Raw genomic sequence first — 14,925 nt, 5'->3', positions numbered from 1 at the left:
AGGAGATCTGATCACAATCCGGGTCCTCGAAGGCCCGGATTTTTTCGTTGCAATGATGTCAAAGTCGTGCTGCCCTACTGTCGTAGCATTTAGCACATCGCTCATGTCGCTAGTGCCCAATGTGCAGGCTTTTGCCGTGCCCCTGGTGCGAAGCCCAGGCATATGATGCCGAAGCTGCTTGGGGAGAGTGAGAACAATGAAGAAGTCAGATAAAAAGGAAAAAGGGAAAAAACCGAAGAGCAACAAAAACAATCACTCTTGCATCTTCGTGTTCAACAACAGAACGTCCGCTTCGATTCAGGAGTCACGTTCACGAGACAGGCCCCCAGCTGGGGTGGCTGGCAGGCTGTTTGTAGATAACCGGTCGGGAAACGTATATCGTGATACCGGCGAAGAATGGGTGCGCATTGCTGAAAACGCGACCCATGCGGATACAGCTGAACACGCAAAAAACGCAGAGCGCGCTGAGCGAGCCGAGACGGCTCGGACTGCGGACACCGCCGCGACGGCATCACACGCTACCACGGCAGACCGTGCCAGAAGTGCGGATTCAGCGGCGACCGCAGAGCGTGCAATGAATACAGAGCGTGCAGAGTCGGCCACAAATGCAGAACGTGCGCTGAATGCCCTTCACGCGGAGGAAGCATCCAAGGCAGACTGTGCGACGAATGCGGATCGTGCAGAATCCGCTGCGAGCGCGGACCGCGCCAAGGTGGCGGACCTCGCCGTGCGGGCAGTGGGTGCTGACACCGCCCAGAGTGCAACCACAGCCAATCATGCAGCGACTGCGGACACTGCCCTCCACGCCGATTCAGCAACCACGTCCGACAGTGCGACCAATGCAGACAACGCGTTACGTGCGGATGTCGCCGCTAAAGCGGTGACAGCGAAGACGGCGGAACGTGCAGATGCGGCGACGCAGGCAGACCACGCGAAGACCGCTAACCACGCTTTGGAGGCGGATGCGGCCAAGACTGCGGAGACGGCAACCGATGCCGCTCATGCGAAGCACACAGACAGCGCCCGAAATGCCGACGCGGCAAAAAGGGCTGACCACGCGAAAGAAGCAGACAATGCGTTGCGCGCGGATACCGCGGTGAAAGCAGGAGCGGCGACGATTGCGGGTCACGCAGACACGGCTGCACATGCAGATCACGCAGCAAGCGCTGATCATGCCGAACACGCAGATGCCGCGACAGCGGCGGACAAGGCCAGTCACGCCAAGCGCGCAGATATCGCGACGGAAGCGGACAAAGCGAGCCATGCCGACCATGCAGATATCGCGACAGTGGCGGACACAGCCTACCAGGCCGATCACGCGACAAAGTCAGACCACTCCCTCCGCGCGAACACTGCTGCACATGCGGAGGGTGCCAAACATGCCGACCATGCATTACAAGCCGATACCGCAGAGCAAGCGTCTCACGCAAAGCAGGCCGACCAAGCGATAACGGCCCACCACGCTGCGCAGGCAGACCATGCGAAAACAACCGACACAGCGACCGACGCAGAGCGTGCAGGCGTGGCGGACCGTGCGGTTCACGCAGACACCGCAACGCAAGCGGACAAAGCAGGGACGGCAGCCCATGCATTGCGTGCCGATTCTGCCATCGAGGCAGAGACGGCAACGAACGCAGCGCATGCGGCAAGGGCGGACCACGCGCTGCACGCGGACGCGTCGATGTCCGCAGACAAAGCCAAGACGGCAGATCACGCAACGACAGCAGATGGTGCCAATCATGCCAATACAGCGGACAACGCGGACCATGCAGGTCACGCAGACCACGCCGTCCAAGCTGACTCCGCCACGACGGCAGATACAGCCATGACGGCTGTACGTGCGGAAACGGCTGAAAAAGCGAAGCATACTGTCCATGCAGATACGGCGGTCCATGCCGACACAGCCATCAAAGCAGGTTCAGCAGTCCATGCGAATCGAGCCGAGACGGCAGTGAACGCGGAACATACCAAGGTAGCCGATACCGCCTTACATGCAAGTACTTCCGACTTTGCAACCAACGCGGGCAAGTTAGGCCATCTTTCTGCCAGTCAAATCTTGCGCTCAGACACGTCCAATGCCTTGCACGGCGACTTTCATGTCAACGGCAATCTGACAGTCACCGGGACCACTGTATTCCGAGGTGGTCTTCAAGCGGGAGTGGAGACCGTTGCCGACGGTTTGAATTCCTTTGCGGTCGGTGACAGTACGGTCGCGAGCGGAGAAGCTTCTCACACACAAGGAAAGCAAACAGAAGCACACGGACCTGCTTCTCATGCAGAAGGGCTTCAGACAAAGTCCTATGGACCGTATTCGCATACGGAAGGAGTCAGTACAGCTGCACACGGATGTGCCTCCCATGCGGAAGGCATTCGCACCGTTGCACTCGGAATGGCCTCCACGGTTGAGGGTGTCGAGACTTCGTCAGCGTACGAGGGTTCACACGTGATGGGTCGCTACGGAGATGCAGATGCGGCGTACTCCTGGTTCTTGGCAAATGGACTCAGCTCGAACGTCAAGGGTCTGGCAGCAAAAATCTCGAGCGATGGGAAAGGGTACGTCGACCAGGGGTGGCTTGGACGTGGCTTGGATTATGGGGAGATGTTTGAAACTGTGGCCGGGCAACCCATCGATGTCGGCTACTTTGTCACTTTGCAAGGTTCGAAAATTCGCAAAGCCAACAGTCACGACGAGTTCATCCTCGGAATTACCAGTGCAGATTCTTCATTTTTGGCTGACGGCGGTGAGTTGAGATGGAAAAACAAGTTCTTGACGGACGAGTGGGGCAGGGTGCAGTATCAAGAAATCGTGGTACCCGCGGTTACCGATTCGGAGGGGCAGGTTATCGTTCCGGAGCGCACAGAAACGCAACCCATCTTGCATCCGGATTGGGACTTCACGACAAATTACCTGCCCCGGTCAAAGCGTCCAGAATGGGTTGCCGTCGGGCTTCTCGGAAAACTTCGGGTTCGAGACGATGGGACGTGTCGTGTCGACGAGTATTGCATGCCCAACGAAGACGGAATTGCAACGGCAGCGAGTTCAGGTTATAGGGTCATGGAACGAACCGGACCAAATCAGATTCTCGTCCTGTTTCGATAGATGTCGGTCTGAAGCTGCAACCACTCCCTCGTGGTGTATGTAGGGCGCAGTGCCGTGCCAGCCGCAGGTCTTACGTCCTGCAGAGGTTGATATCACTTCGAAGAAACGGAAGGAACCTTTGCAGCGTTCGAAACCGTGATGTAATCCAACACAGACCCATGTGATCCAGAAGCATCTGGCAGCACGACATAGCGCCCTGGTTTCACGGCGGTAAAGGACGTGCCATAGCGTTCTAGGCTTGAAGAAACCGGGTACCGAACGATAGAAGTACCCACAGGCCCGTTTTTGTCCCGAGCCGACACACGCACCGTCCACCCCGTCGGAATGGTAATCTCCTGCGCCTTATATTCAATCGTTGGAGACTCATGGGGTCCGCCGACTTTCACACTGTGGTTCCGCACAATCTTGAGGTACAACGTCTTCGTCTTTGGATCTATCCTTGTTGTTTGGATGAGGCCAGCGTCGTTGGTGTTTGCCGCAAAGCCGGCGGCATGATTTGTGGCTCCTGTGTTCCCACAGCCGCTGACCGAAATCGTGAAACCTAGGACCATCAAGGCCATCCACGTTCGAAATCCCACTTGTGAAGCCTCCTTTTGCCTGATACCCCTAAATTCCCCCATTTCGTGCTATCTATCCACGTTCAAGCTCGAATCAGACTCCATCCGACAATTCGTGTGACTCGTATCTAGGACTGGCATTTTATTCCACATAGAAAAGTAAAATACCGTAGCGATGGGAGGGGTCTACATGAAGATGTTCATCATCCTTCATCCAGCAAGACAGCCCGAATATCGAATTCTCTCCTGGAACCATCGACACCCGAGCCACGTACTCGCCATGCAGCATCGCAAACCTATCTCCAAACGGCGGAAGTTTCGGGCTTTCCTCGTCCGGGTTCCCTTCTGGAAGTACATCAGTTGGCCGTTCACCTCGGACGCGATTGCCGCGGGCACACTCTCCGTGCAACAGTCGCTGCCCGACAACGTGTTCCATCCGAAATAAGCCATGCCCCCAACGGTCCAAACGCACCGTTGGGGGCATGGCTTACACTGGGATACACTCGCGTGCGCCAAAATCGATGGCGTCTTGCACATCGCCACCGATGACAGCGCTCTGGAATCACCCCAAATACGACCGCTCGCAGTTCTCGCATACGACATACATGGGTTTGTTGCGCGTCACCTCCAGAAATTCTTCGTCAGATACGTAATCTGACCCCAAGTCAATCTCCCAAGAATCTCCACAGTACCGACACCGCGCCTCATATCGCACTTCCAACGGGAACCACCTCGCGTCGCTCATGGTGTTCCTAGTCTATCCACAGGTCACCTGAGGTATGTAAAGGCACGAGCATAACAGGGACACGCACTGAATCAGTCGATTGAAATGTTGGTACATCGCTCGTGGTGAAATCCGTCGCGAGGACTGACGCGAAGTCCGCACGAACCGCTTGTCAGTTCACAACTCTGTTGCTGGACGAGCCTGCACCACAGTTATCACAACGAAGAACAGGGCGAACATCGCGAGAAATCCGACAATCCAAGGCGACAACCCTGCCACCCCCATCCACCCCCACGTATCACAAGTTGCACTGTTAGGGTATGCGAAGACAGTAGCAGCCTGGAGGGCACCTGCCTATCATGGACTGTCCGAATTCATCCACCGCCAACGAGCAGCGGCGCTCCCCGCAAATTTCCAGTGCAGCTCGCATATCGATTACAGCTTCCCACGCCCGGTCTGCAACGCGTACACGCCATTTAGGATCAGCCAGCGCTCCAGTAAAGAGAGTCGGCGCCATTCTCCGACTTTGACTCGCATGCCTGTCCCCCCTTACTACACTCTTGTCCAGATTACTGGAAAGTATGCAAACCTACGTTCAAATAGACCCTCGGGGTACAACGCGGACGTCGCCGAACAACGAAAAAAACGTTATCCGGAAATACCAGACAACGTTTTTCTTTCGCTCGATGATGTTCAGCGATTTGCAGAATGGCGAAAAACGACGCTCAGATGAAGAATGGATTGGTCCTGCATTCGGTTCCGATGGAACTCGGGCCGCCATGTCCGGGATAGATGCGGAGATCCTCGGGCAGCGTTCGGAGCCGCTGCAGAGAAGCCTGCATGTCTTCGGGACTGGACAGCGGAAAGTCTGTTCTACCAATGGACCCGGCAAACAGTGTATCGCCGGTAAACGCGACCTGGTCTCCGACAATGCAAACACTTCCAGGCGAATGACCTGGTGTATGTATGATGTTCCAGCGAGTGTCGCCGAGTGTGACCACGGTCCCCTCTTCCCAGTAGATATCCGGGTGCGCGACGGGTGGCACAGTTTGCCGCAGCCACTGCGCCGTCACTACGGGCGCAGTGTCCCAGACGGGAATGTCCGCTCGATGGAGATATACGGGAACTTTGTACTGCTCTCTCGCGACATCCACCCCTAGCATGTGGTCAAAGTGGCCATGCGTGCACCAAATGGCCTCCACCTGAAATTGCCGATCCGCAATGTACTCAAACACGGGTGTCAGCGCTCTATCCCCTGGATCAATGAGTACCGCGCGCGCCCCAGGCTCTGGAGACTCGGCAAGCACGTAACAGTTCGAACCGATGGGGCTGATGACAAACGATTGAATGTGCATGTGAACCCCTCCTCGCGGGTATTGTTCCGGGTTATGCAAGGTTGTAAACAAGGTTACGGGAGTCACACCCGGAATGGAACGACACTCAGATTAGAACGTCTTTTGGCTGTCCAGAAGGATTGTCACAGGTCCATCGTTGACGAGAGAAACGTCCATCATGGCACCAAATCGGCCCGTCGCTACGCGGAGCCCGTACTTCCGTAATTCGTCGTTGAACACTTCATACAAGACGGACGCTTGTTCAGGACGTGCCGCCTCCATGTAATTCGGGCGGCGACCTTTACGGACGTCGCCGTACAGCGTGAACTGCGAAATCGAGAGCACTTCGCCGCCCACGGTCAGGATGTCCTTGTTCATCTTTCCGTCTTCGTCCTCAAACACGCGTACATGCGCAATTTTTTCAGCCAGGTACTGCGCATCTTTTTCTGTATCTCCCTGCCGCACACCGACCAACAGAACATAGCCCTTGTCAATGGCCCCGACCACCTCGCCGGCCACCGCCACGGAGGCACTGCGGCATCGCTGCAAGACAACTCTCATGAAATCCTCCCCACTCCCACTTGTGTCCAGACGACCGCTCACACCTGGAACGACGAGATGGAACTTCGACTATTGCACCAGGCGTCGCACCGCATGCACGTCCTTGATGCGTTTCAGGCGCTCTACGACGGACCGCAAGTGATCCAAATTGCGAATCCGCACCGTGAGAGAGATGTGAGCAATCTTCTTCGCATCTACGCGACCGCTGACTGCTGTGATGTCCGTCTTGGTCTCGGCCACTGCGTTCATGACTTCATTGATCAATCCGTGCCTGTCCAACGCAAGGATGTCGAGGTCTACCAAGTACGACGAGTCGGCGCTGCCAGCCCACTCGACCTCAATCACGCGGTTCTCGTCTCTGGTCAGTGCCTCAACGTTCGGGCAATCCGTGCGATGGACGGAGACTCCGCGGCCCCGCGTGATAAAACCGATGATCTCGTCGCCGGGCACCGGGTTACAGCAGCGCGCAAAGCGGATCAACAAGTTGTCAACGCCGCGCACGCGGACGCCGTTGTACGACGTCTTGCCTCTGTCCCGCAACTCCAGAGAAACCTTGTCGAGCGGTTGTCCCGCATGATCTCGCCGGAACTTGTCCAACAGTCGCGTGACGACCTGTACCGCGCTGAGTCCTCCGTACCCAACGGCTGCGAACATATCTTCTTCCTTCGAAAAATTGAATTTCTGAAGGACGTCCTGCATGGCAGCTGGCGTCATGAGCAAATGGGGCTCGAGCTTCTGCTTCACGATTTCCTTTTCAATCAGCTCGCGACCGCGCGCCACATTCTCCTCGCGTTTCTCACGCTTAAACCACTGCCGAATCTTGCTTTTCGCCTGTGACGACTGGACAATTTTCAACCAATCTCGACTCGGACCGTAGCTGTGCTTAGACGTCAGGACTTCGACGATGTCGCCGGTTCGTAGCCGGTAGTCCAAAGGGACGATTTTTCCGTTCACCTTCGCGCCGATACACCGATTGCCAATATCCGTGTGAATGCGGTACGCAAAGTCTATCGGAACGGAACCTGCGGGCAGCTCCATAACGTCGCCTTTCGGTGTGAACACGAACACTTCATCCGAAAACAGGTCCAGCTTCAGCGTCTCCATGAACTCCTGCGCGTCGCGAAAATCCTGTTGCCACTCCAGGACTTCACGGAACCAGGCCAACTTCTGCGAAAACTTACCATCGGCCTTCTGTCCACCTTCTTTGTACACCCAGTGGGCAGCAATTCCGTACTCCGCAGTCTGGTGCATTTCCCAGGTCCGAATCTGGATTTCCAGCGGCTCGCCCCGCGGGCCAATGACAGTGGTGTGCAGGCTCTGATACATGTTTGCCTTCGGCATCGCGATGTAGTCTTTGAAGCGTCCGGGCATCGGCTTCCATAGTGTGTGGACGACGCCGAGTACCCCATAGCAGTCTTTGACACTGTCGACAATCACGCGAACGGCGAAGAGATCATAAATTTCATTGAATTCTTTATTCTGTGTCATCATCTTTCGATAAATGCTGTAGATATGCTTGGCACGGCCTGACACCTCGGCGGAAATGTCCAGCGCGCTCAATTTCTCGCTGAGTAATTTCATAATCTCATTGACGTATGACTCGCGTTCTTTGCGTTTTTGCGCCATCAGGTGGACGATGCGATAGTATTGCTGCGGATTCAGATAACGAAGCGCAGTGTCTTCGAGTTCCCACTTCACCGTGTAAATCCCCAGTCGGTGAGCCAATGGCGCAAAAATCTCCAGGGTTTCGCGCGCAGTTCGCGCCTGCTTCTCCGGCGGTTGAAACTTCAATGTGCGCATGTTGTGCAGTCTATCCGCAAGTTTGATGAGCAACACGCGAATGTCCTTGGCCATTGCCATGAACATCTTTCGGAGGTTTTCCGCCTGCTGCTCTTCCGTAGAGTCAAACTTGATGCGTTTCAACTTCGTCACGCCGTCCACCAGTGCGGCGACTTCCGCACCGAATTGGCGCACAATCTCTTCGTCCGTGACTTTCGTGTCCTCTACCACATCGTGTAGAAGCGCTGCCGCCAGTGTGACGGCATCCAGCTGCAACTCGGCGAGAATGGTGGCCACCGCAACCGGGTGGGTAATGTACGGTTCTCCAGAACGGCGCAGTTGCCCACGATGCGCTTCTTCTGCATACTTGTACGCACGGCGAATCAGCTCCACATCTTCCGGCTTGCCGTACGTCAAAACCAGTTCACACAACCGATCAATACCCAACGCGTCACCTCCCCTCGTCGGGGCTCACCTCAAAATGAGTGAGCCCGCTGATGCATCGTCATGTTATTCATATTGGACCAGGGTTTCAATGGCAATACCCTGTAGTCGCTTGCGGCCTTGGAGGGCTTTCAACTCAATAAAGAACGCGGCGCCCACAACAACGCCACCCAGCTTGCGAACCAGCTCGACTGTGGCGGAAATGGTGCCCCCCGTCGCCAACAAGTCGTCCGCTACCACCACCCGCTGTCCAGGCAGTAGAGCGTCCTTGTGGATTTCCAAGGTGTCTTTCCCGTATTCCAAATCATATTCTACAGCGACCGTCTCGGCCGGCAGTTTGCCTTTCTTGCGGACTGGCACAAATCCAAGACCCAAGTGGTGTGCCAGTGGTGCGCCTACCACGTAGCCTCGGGCTTCTGGCCCAACAACAACTTCGGCGCCCTGCGCCTTGGCGAAGCGCGCCAGCTGCTCGATGGCGGCGCGGTACATCGGCCCATCCCCAAGCAATGGCGTGATATCCCGAAACAGAATTCCGGGCTGTGGAAAGTCGGGGATGTCCCGAATTTTGCTCTTCCAGTCCATAAACTCGCTCCTTCTCATACTGTAGGCGATTTGCAAACGCCTCATCGAATGGGCTCAACACTCTGCCAAGATGCTTGCGTTTTGCAAATCGCGAAACTGTCCATCCATGTCGGCAAGTGCCTCTGTCACGAGGTGAATCGCACCTCACTGGCGGAGCGCCGAAGATGACTTTGGTAGTGTTTGGAGTCTCGCAAATCGCGTGGGACAACATGTTCAACAACATGATACGCGCTCTCTGTCCGTTCGGCAAACCCAAGTTCGACAAACGTCTCCAGCGCGATTTGCGCCTCCTCCGCACTGCGCTCCGGCACCGAAGAGACCGCCTCCTGCAGCGTCAGTTTGCGGCGTGCGTGCAACAAGCGGTACAAGTATCCAAGTTCTTGCCGCAACAACGGCTTCCGGAGAACAAACGCATCCGTCACGCGCAGTTGTGCAGAGGTTCTCCCCTTCCAGGTGTTGCGCTCGAGTGAAACCACTGCGGCCACGGTCCACCCCCGTTCCCAACGCACCACATCCTCGGGCGCTCGAAACCACACCAAGTCGCATTCCTGCTTTCCTTCTCGCACGCGAATCCGAGCGTGCTTCCCGCCGCCCATCGGCGTGACCTGAACCACGGTCACTGGACCTACGTAGAACGTCAGTGGCGGGTTGTCCGGCCCGTGCGGCGCAAACCGTTCCACCCACTCCAAGGTCTCCAGCGTCACTTCGCCAAGCGGTAAGTAGTCGTCAGCAACGGGTTCATCATCGAGTGAAGCCCCGAAACGCTTGTCGTACGGTTTGGCAGCGGCGCAGACCGCCTCACGGAACTGCTCCAGCTGTTCCTTTTCGACTGCGCAGCCAATCGCCGCTTCGTGCCCGCCAAAGTGAACCAAATAATCTTTGCACTGTGTCACGACTTCGTGCAAGGGAAAGCCGTCAGAGGCCCGCCCAGAGCCACGGAGAAGTCCGGTACCGTCGTCCGCGAGAACCAGCGCCGGACGCCCCGTGGCGTTCACGAGTCTCGCTGCGGCAATCCCCGCCACGCCCAGATTCCAGGGTCCCGAGACCACAATCACGGGTGAGGTGCCGTGCGGATCGAGTGCCTGATGTTGCGCCAGCGCTTCCTGAAAGACCCGCTCGGTGTCCTCCTTCCGTTCCCGGTTCCACGCTTCAATGCGCTCCGCCAACGGCGCAGCCTCTTCGTCCGTCTTGGACATCAGGAGATCCAGCGCGACCGTGGCTGTTCCCATCCGCCCGGCGGCGTTTAAACGCGGAGCAATGGACCAGAGAACCGCTGTTTCAGACAGCGTCTGTGCATCCACCCTCGCAACGTGGCAAAGCGCCCGCCAACCTGGGTGATCACACTGGCGCAAGAAGGAAAGGCCCGCCTTCACCAACTTGCGGTTTTCCACGCTCATGGGCATCATGTCCGCCAGTGCGCCGAGCGCGGCCAGTCCCGTATGCCAGTTCAGCAGCGGTGTTGCATCGGCACTTTGTACGGCACGCCGTAACAATGCATCTGCGAACTTACGGGCGACACCAGCGCCGGACAACGTTCGTGCCTCACTGCCATCGGCGCGGGCCCAGTGCAACGTCACCAGCGCGGACTCGGGCAGGGTGTCCCCTGGTTCATGGTGATCCGTGAGGACCACGTCCATGCCCAGTGACACCGCATAATCGATAGCTTCATGCGCACGAATCCCGTTGTCGACGGTCACGAGCACGGTGCTGCCCAATGCGTAGGCCTGGTCCACCAGCCGTTGTGACAGACCGTACCCATCCTCCACGCGATGAGGGATCAAGCAACGCCAGGTGATGCCCAGGGCTTCCACTGTCGTTGCGAGAATCGCGCTCGCGGTGACACCATCGACGTCGTAATCACCGACGATGCAGACGCGCTCTCCGGCTTCAGCGGCTGCCAACAGTCTGTTCACCGCCGCGTCCATATCCCAAAACACCCCAGAGCTCAGCCACTCCGAAGACTCCGGTCGAAGCCATGCTGCAATCCTGTCTTCAGGGATATTCCGGATGCACAACCACTTGGCCACCCGGTGTGGCAAGTGAAATCGACTCGCAATACGTTCAGCCAAAGCGTCATCAACCTGTGCTGTTCGCCAAAGGGGGGTGGTCACGGGCACTCACTCTCCTGCCGAGAATTGGAATGACTTGGATTCACGTGGACAAACACGTCGTGAACCCGCGGGAAGTCACGCATCATCTGACGCTTGACTTCGGCAGCGATGCCGTGCCCTTCCGCCACCGTGATGGTGGCGTCCACCTGAATTTTTACGTCCACAATCACATATGTACCGTGGTCTCTGGCGCGAAGTTCATCTATCGCAATCACGCCAGGGATGGTCTGAATCAATGCATGATAAGGCTTCAGGTCTTCTTCTGCAACCGCGCGGTCCATGAGCAACTGCGTGGAGTCCATGGCGATGGCATATCCCATTTTCAGGACCAGCAGAGCCACAAACGCACCCGCCACGGCATCCATGTAGAGGAGCCAGCGCACGCCGAGCCACTCTCCCGCCAGCGACAGCAAGATCCCCACCAGCGCAGCAATGGACGAATAGACGTCAGATCTGTGATCCGTGGCGCTCGCCAAAAGGCTCTTGCTGTTCAACTTTTTGCCCAGGCGGTAGTTGTATCGGTACAACAATTCCTTGATCACAATGGCAGCCATCGCAGCATACGCCGAAAGCCACTGCGGTTTTGACGGTTCAGACCAAAAGGCGTGAATGGAGCGGTAACCAACATCAAGAGAGGCGGCCATCAGCAAGCACGCAACGAGCGCAGTGCTGATCAACTCTGCCTTGCCATGGCCATACGGGTGATCCTCATCCGGTGGTTTGCGAGCCACCCGCAAGCCAATCATCACGGCCACGGATCCCGCCAGGTCGGCCGCGGAATGTGCTGCGTCCGCAAACAATGCGCGGCTCCCGGTCCACAGGCCCACCACACCTTTGGCTACCATCAACAAAACATTGACAATGACAGAAATCCACGCTGCCACCGCCGCTTCCCGATGGGCTGGTTGGCGAACGTGGGTTTCATCTTGCTCAATCACGCGGAGTCCTCCTTACCCGGTACCCTGTTGCATCATGGCATTCTCCAACGTGCTGGAGAAGAATAACGCGCCCCCTCAGGAGCGCGTTTGATGTTCGATTTACTCAACGGACTCGGCAGGTTTGGACTTTGGCAACTTTCTGCTTCGCCAAGTCACCCAGATTGGACTTGCGATAAAGATGGAACTGTACGCACCGCTTACGAGCCCCACAATCAGCGCAAACGTGAAGTTGTGAATCGACTGACCGCCGAAGAAGTAGAGCATCACCGCTGCAATCAACACAGTAACGACGGTATTGATGGAGCGCGACATGGTCTGCCACAGACTCTTGTCCACCAACCGCTCCAGTTCGCCGCGCGACCTCGGCTTCGCCACGTTCATGTTCTCTCGGATCCGGTCAAAAATGACGATGGTGTCGTTGATAGAATAACCGACGATGGTCAAAATCGCCGCCACGAACGTCAGGTCCACTTCCAGGCGCAAAATCGCAAACACCGCCATGACGATGAACGCGTCGTGCAACAGCGCAATGATTCCAGACACGGCGAAGCGGTATTCAAAGCGAATCGCCATGTAGACCACGATGAACAGAGAGGCCAACAGCACGGCCCAGACGGCCTTCTGAGAGGTTTGCCGGGCGACAATGGGATCGACAGTATCAACCGTGTCTCCCGTGGACTTCGGGAAGTCCTTTTTCTCCTCGGCTCCGATTTTCGCGATTTGCGCCTGTGACAGCGTGGTAGGGAAACGAATCACAGCAATGTCTCCGCGCGTCCCGGCAACGGTGATGGAACCTTCACCGACACTCAAACCAATATCGTTCAACATACTGCGGACTTTTCCAACGTTGACAGGCTCATTCAACTGCAGCTGAACCCGGGACCCGGCCTTAAAGTCCGTACCCAGGTTGAATCCGAACAAGGCGAAGATGACCAGGCCAGCGACGGTGATAGCCAGGGACAGGCCAAAGAACCACCATTTCCGCTTTACAATATCAAACCGCGCCTTCATTTCTGCACCACCCCTTTTCCGACACCATACCACCAGGGGTGGTTGACCACGTTCGACTTGGTAAACAAGAGCAACATCGCGCGGCTCAAGAGCACAGCTGTCAACAGACTGATGACAATGCTCAGCATCAGTGAGATGGCGAATCCGCGAATGTCAGCTTGTCCGAACCAGTACATCACTGCGCCTGCGATGAACGTCGTGGCGTTGGAGTCTATGATGGCGCGCAGCGCGCGCTTGTTACCGGCAATGACGCTCGACTGCAAGCTCTTACCGTTCCTCATCTCATCTTTGATGCGCTCGTACGTGATGATGTTGGCATCGACCGCCATGCCCACACCGAGTACGAGAGCCGCTAAGCCAGGCAGCGTCAACACGACGTGCAAGCCCGCAAACGTCAACAAGATCAGGTATAGGTACGCCACCAAGGCAATGTCTGCAATCAATCCGGCCAATCGGTAGAGGACCAACATAAACAGGAAAATCAAGAGAATTGCAGCAAGCCCGGCCCACATCGTGGCCTTCAAAGAGGCAATACCGAGTGACGGACCCACGTTGGTCGAACTCACCAGCTTGAGTGGATATGGCAACGCGCCAGCGTTCAGCTGCTTAGCGAGCGTTTCACACTTCTCCGGCGTATTCAAGTCGCCGCCAGAGATTTCCGATTTTCCGTCGTACATCACCGATTGAATCACCGGATTCGTCAACAGGTTGCCGTTCAAGAACACGTAAATCGGCTTACCCAGGTAGTCCTTGGTGATCTTTTCCCACTTGGCCGGATCTTTGAATTCCAGCGTGACGACATTCTGTCCGTTTTGGTCGGTAGCCCATTGTGAATTGCTTTTCAAGTCCGCGCCGGTGGCGAGTGGCTTCTGCTTGGGAGCTGGCGTCCATTTCCCCGTCTTCGGATTCAGAGTGGCGCTCCCGTAAATCTCCAAATTCGCTTGCTCGCCAATAATCTGCTGATAGTAATTTTGGTCAAAATCGCCTGCGATTTGAACGCGAATGCGATTTCCGTCCTCCAATTCAATGATGGGCGATGAGACGCCCAGAGAATCGACGCGTAGTTGCACGGCTTGTAACGCAGCCTGCACGCCCTCTTTCGTCAACGGATGGTCTTTGGTGGGCTCAATTTGATACAGCAGGTCAAAACCGCCCTTGAGATCCAAACCCAGCGGAATGGAATTCCACAGTTTCATGGACGTTCCCGCCGTCAGCCCAACAACGATACAGATTATCACGAAAAACAGGCCAAAACGGCCCCATCTCCTGCTGCTTCTGTTCTTCAAGCGGACAATCTCCTAACGCGTAGTATTTTCAGAATGAATCCGGGGTGCTGTGGCTGAAGACGTGAAGCACCATGACACTTTTCCTAGTATAATAAGGAAACTTGTCACCGTCAAACGGAGCGTTATCCAAGATTTCCCTTGTACGCGTTCATGGTCAAATAGTTCATAAATTTACCAGGGCTAAGGCCAAATATAGCAGCAACCACTTGATGTAAAGCAAGGTTTCCCTTCATTGTACCTTGGACACACTCGAGAACGTCGAACGCGGTCACTTCTTCATAACCGAGTAGGCGGAACTCTTCGGCTTTCACAGCACAAAGTGGCAAGAGATCCTGGATGTAGGCATCCCAAGTAAACACCTCTGTCGTTGGTTGGTCCTCCACATTGATCCCTCCACCGAAACGCTTCTATCCTTCATGACAAGAGCTATTTCTACAAATCCATCGAAGATTCCTGCGTTGTTTCGACAAGTGCTGCGGACTAACGGTCCTTTCTACT

12 protein-coding genes are annotated in these 14,925 nt (G+C 56.1%); 2 read left to right on the top strand and 10 right to left on the bottom strand.

Annotated elements, in window-relative coordinates; translation table 11 throughout:
* Positions 1 to 196: 196 nt before the first annotated feature.
* The gene (locus YWK_RS20970) at positions 197 to 3,100 is read left to right on the top strand and encodes a peptidase G2 autoproteolytic cleavage domain-containing protein (protein ID WP_051375408.1); all 2,904 of its coding nucleotides are present in this window, start codon (positions 197 to 199) and stop codon (positions 3,098 to 3,100) included.
* Positions 3,101 to 3,192: 92 nt separating this feature from the next.
* Here the strand turns inward: YWK_RS20970 and YWK_RS0109095 are convergent, their stop codons facing one another.
* Positions 3,193 to 3,678 (bottom strand): hypothetical protein, encoded by a 486-nt coding sequence (locus YWK_RS0109095; RefSeq protein WP_026964541.1) that lies wholly within the window; start codon positions 3,676 to 3,678, stop codon positions 3,193 to 3,195.
* Positions 3,679 to 3,847: 169 nt separating this feature from the next.
* Between YWK_RS0109095 and YWK_RS0109090 the strand changes: the two genes are divergently transcribed.
* Entirely contained in the window at positions 3,848 to 4,102 is a 255-nt protein-coding gene (locus YWK_RS0109090) for a hypothetical protein (RefSeq protein ID WP_026964540.1), read from the top strand.
* A 1,004-nt stretch (positions 4,103 to 5,106) separates the two neighbouring features.
* Here the strand turns inward: YWK_RS0109090 and YWK_RS0109070 are convergent.
* From YWK_RS0109070 to YWK_RS0109035, 9 genes are all read right to left on the bottom strand, one after another.
* Positions 5,107 to 5,736 (bottom strand): MBL fold metallo-hydrolase, encoded by a 630-nt coding sequence (locus tag YWK_RS0109070; RefSeq protein WP_026964539.1) that lies wholly within the window; start codon positions 5,734 to 5,736, stop codon positions 5,107 to 5,109.
* Between the two features lie 90 nt (positions 5,737 to 5,826).
* Complete coding sequence (gene dtd / locus YWK_RS0109065) at positions 5,827 to 6,276, bottom strand: D-aminoacyl-tRNA deacylase (RefSeq protein ID WP_026964538.1); 450 nt, start codon at positions 6,274 to 6,276, stop codon at positions 5,827 to 5,829.
* Positions 6,277 to 6,345: 69 nt separating this feature from the next.
* Entirely contained in the window at positions 6,346 to 8,502 is a 2,157-nt protein-coding gene (locus YWK_RS0109060; protein ID WP_026964537.1) for a RelA/SpoT family protein, read from the bottom strand.
* 63 nt (positions 8,503 to 8,565) lie between these two features.
* Complete coding sequence (locus tag YWK_RS0109055) at positions 8,566 to 9,081, bottom strand: adenine phosphoribosyltransferase (RefSeq protein WP_026964536.1); 516 nt, start codon at positions 9,079 to 9,081, stop codon at positions 8,566 to 8,568.
* 125 nt (positions 9,082 to 9,206) lie between these two features.
* On the bottom strand, positions 9,207 to 11,150 hold the full coding sequence (recJ, locus tag YWK_RS0109050) for a single-stranded-DNA-specific exonuclease RecJ (RefSeq protein ID WP_169727162.1): 1,944 nt from the start codon (positions 11,148 to 11,150) through the stop codon (positions 9,207 to 9,209).
* Positions 11,151 to 11,188: 38 nt separating this feature from the next.
* On the bottom strand, positions 11,189 to 12,130 hold the full coding sequence (locus tag YWK_RS19145) for a cation diffusion facilitator family transporter (RefSeq protein WP_245578572.1): 942 nt from the start codon (positions 12,128 to 12,130) through the stop codon (positions 11,189 to 11,191).
* A gap of 99 nt (positions 12,131 to 12,229) precedes the next feature.
* On the bottom strand, positions 12,230 to 13,141 hold the full coding sequence (gene secF / locus YWK_RS19140; RefSeq protein ID WP_035466551.1) for a protein translocase subunit SecF: 912 nt from the start codon (positions 13,139 to 13,141) through the stop codon (positions 12,230 to 12,232).
* Positions 13,138 to 14,427, bottom strand: a complete 1,290-nt coding sequence (secD, locus tag YWK_RS19135) for a protein translocase subunit SecD (protein WP_051375407.1) — start codon at positions 14,425 to 14,427, stop codon at positions 13,138 to 13,140. Before secD ends, secF begins: the two co-directional genes overlap by 4 nt.
* Before the next feature lie 122 nt (positions 14,428 to 14,549).
* Positions 14,550 to 14,810: a post-transcriptional regulator gene (locus tag YWK_RS0109035; protein ID WP_245578571.1), complete on the bottom strand. Its 261-nt coding sequence runs from the start codon at positions 14,808 to 14,810 to the stop codon at positions 14,550 to 14,552.
* Positions 14,811 to 14,925: the final 115 nt, after the last annotated feature.

Origin of the sequence: Alicyclobacillus pomorum DSM 14955 (assembly GCF_000472905.1) — a bacterium.
In the GTDB taxonomy this organism is placed as follows: domain Bacteria; phylum Bacillota; class Bacilli; order Alicyclobacillales; family Alicyclobacillaceae; genus Alicyclobacillus_A; species Alicyclobacillus_A pomorum.
This window is presented reverse-complemented; position numbering and strand designations above follow the sequence as displayed.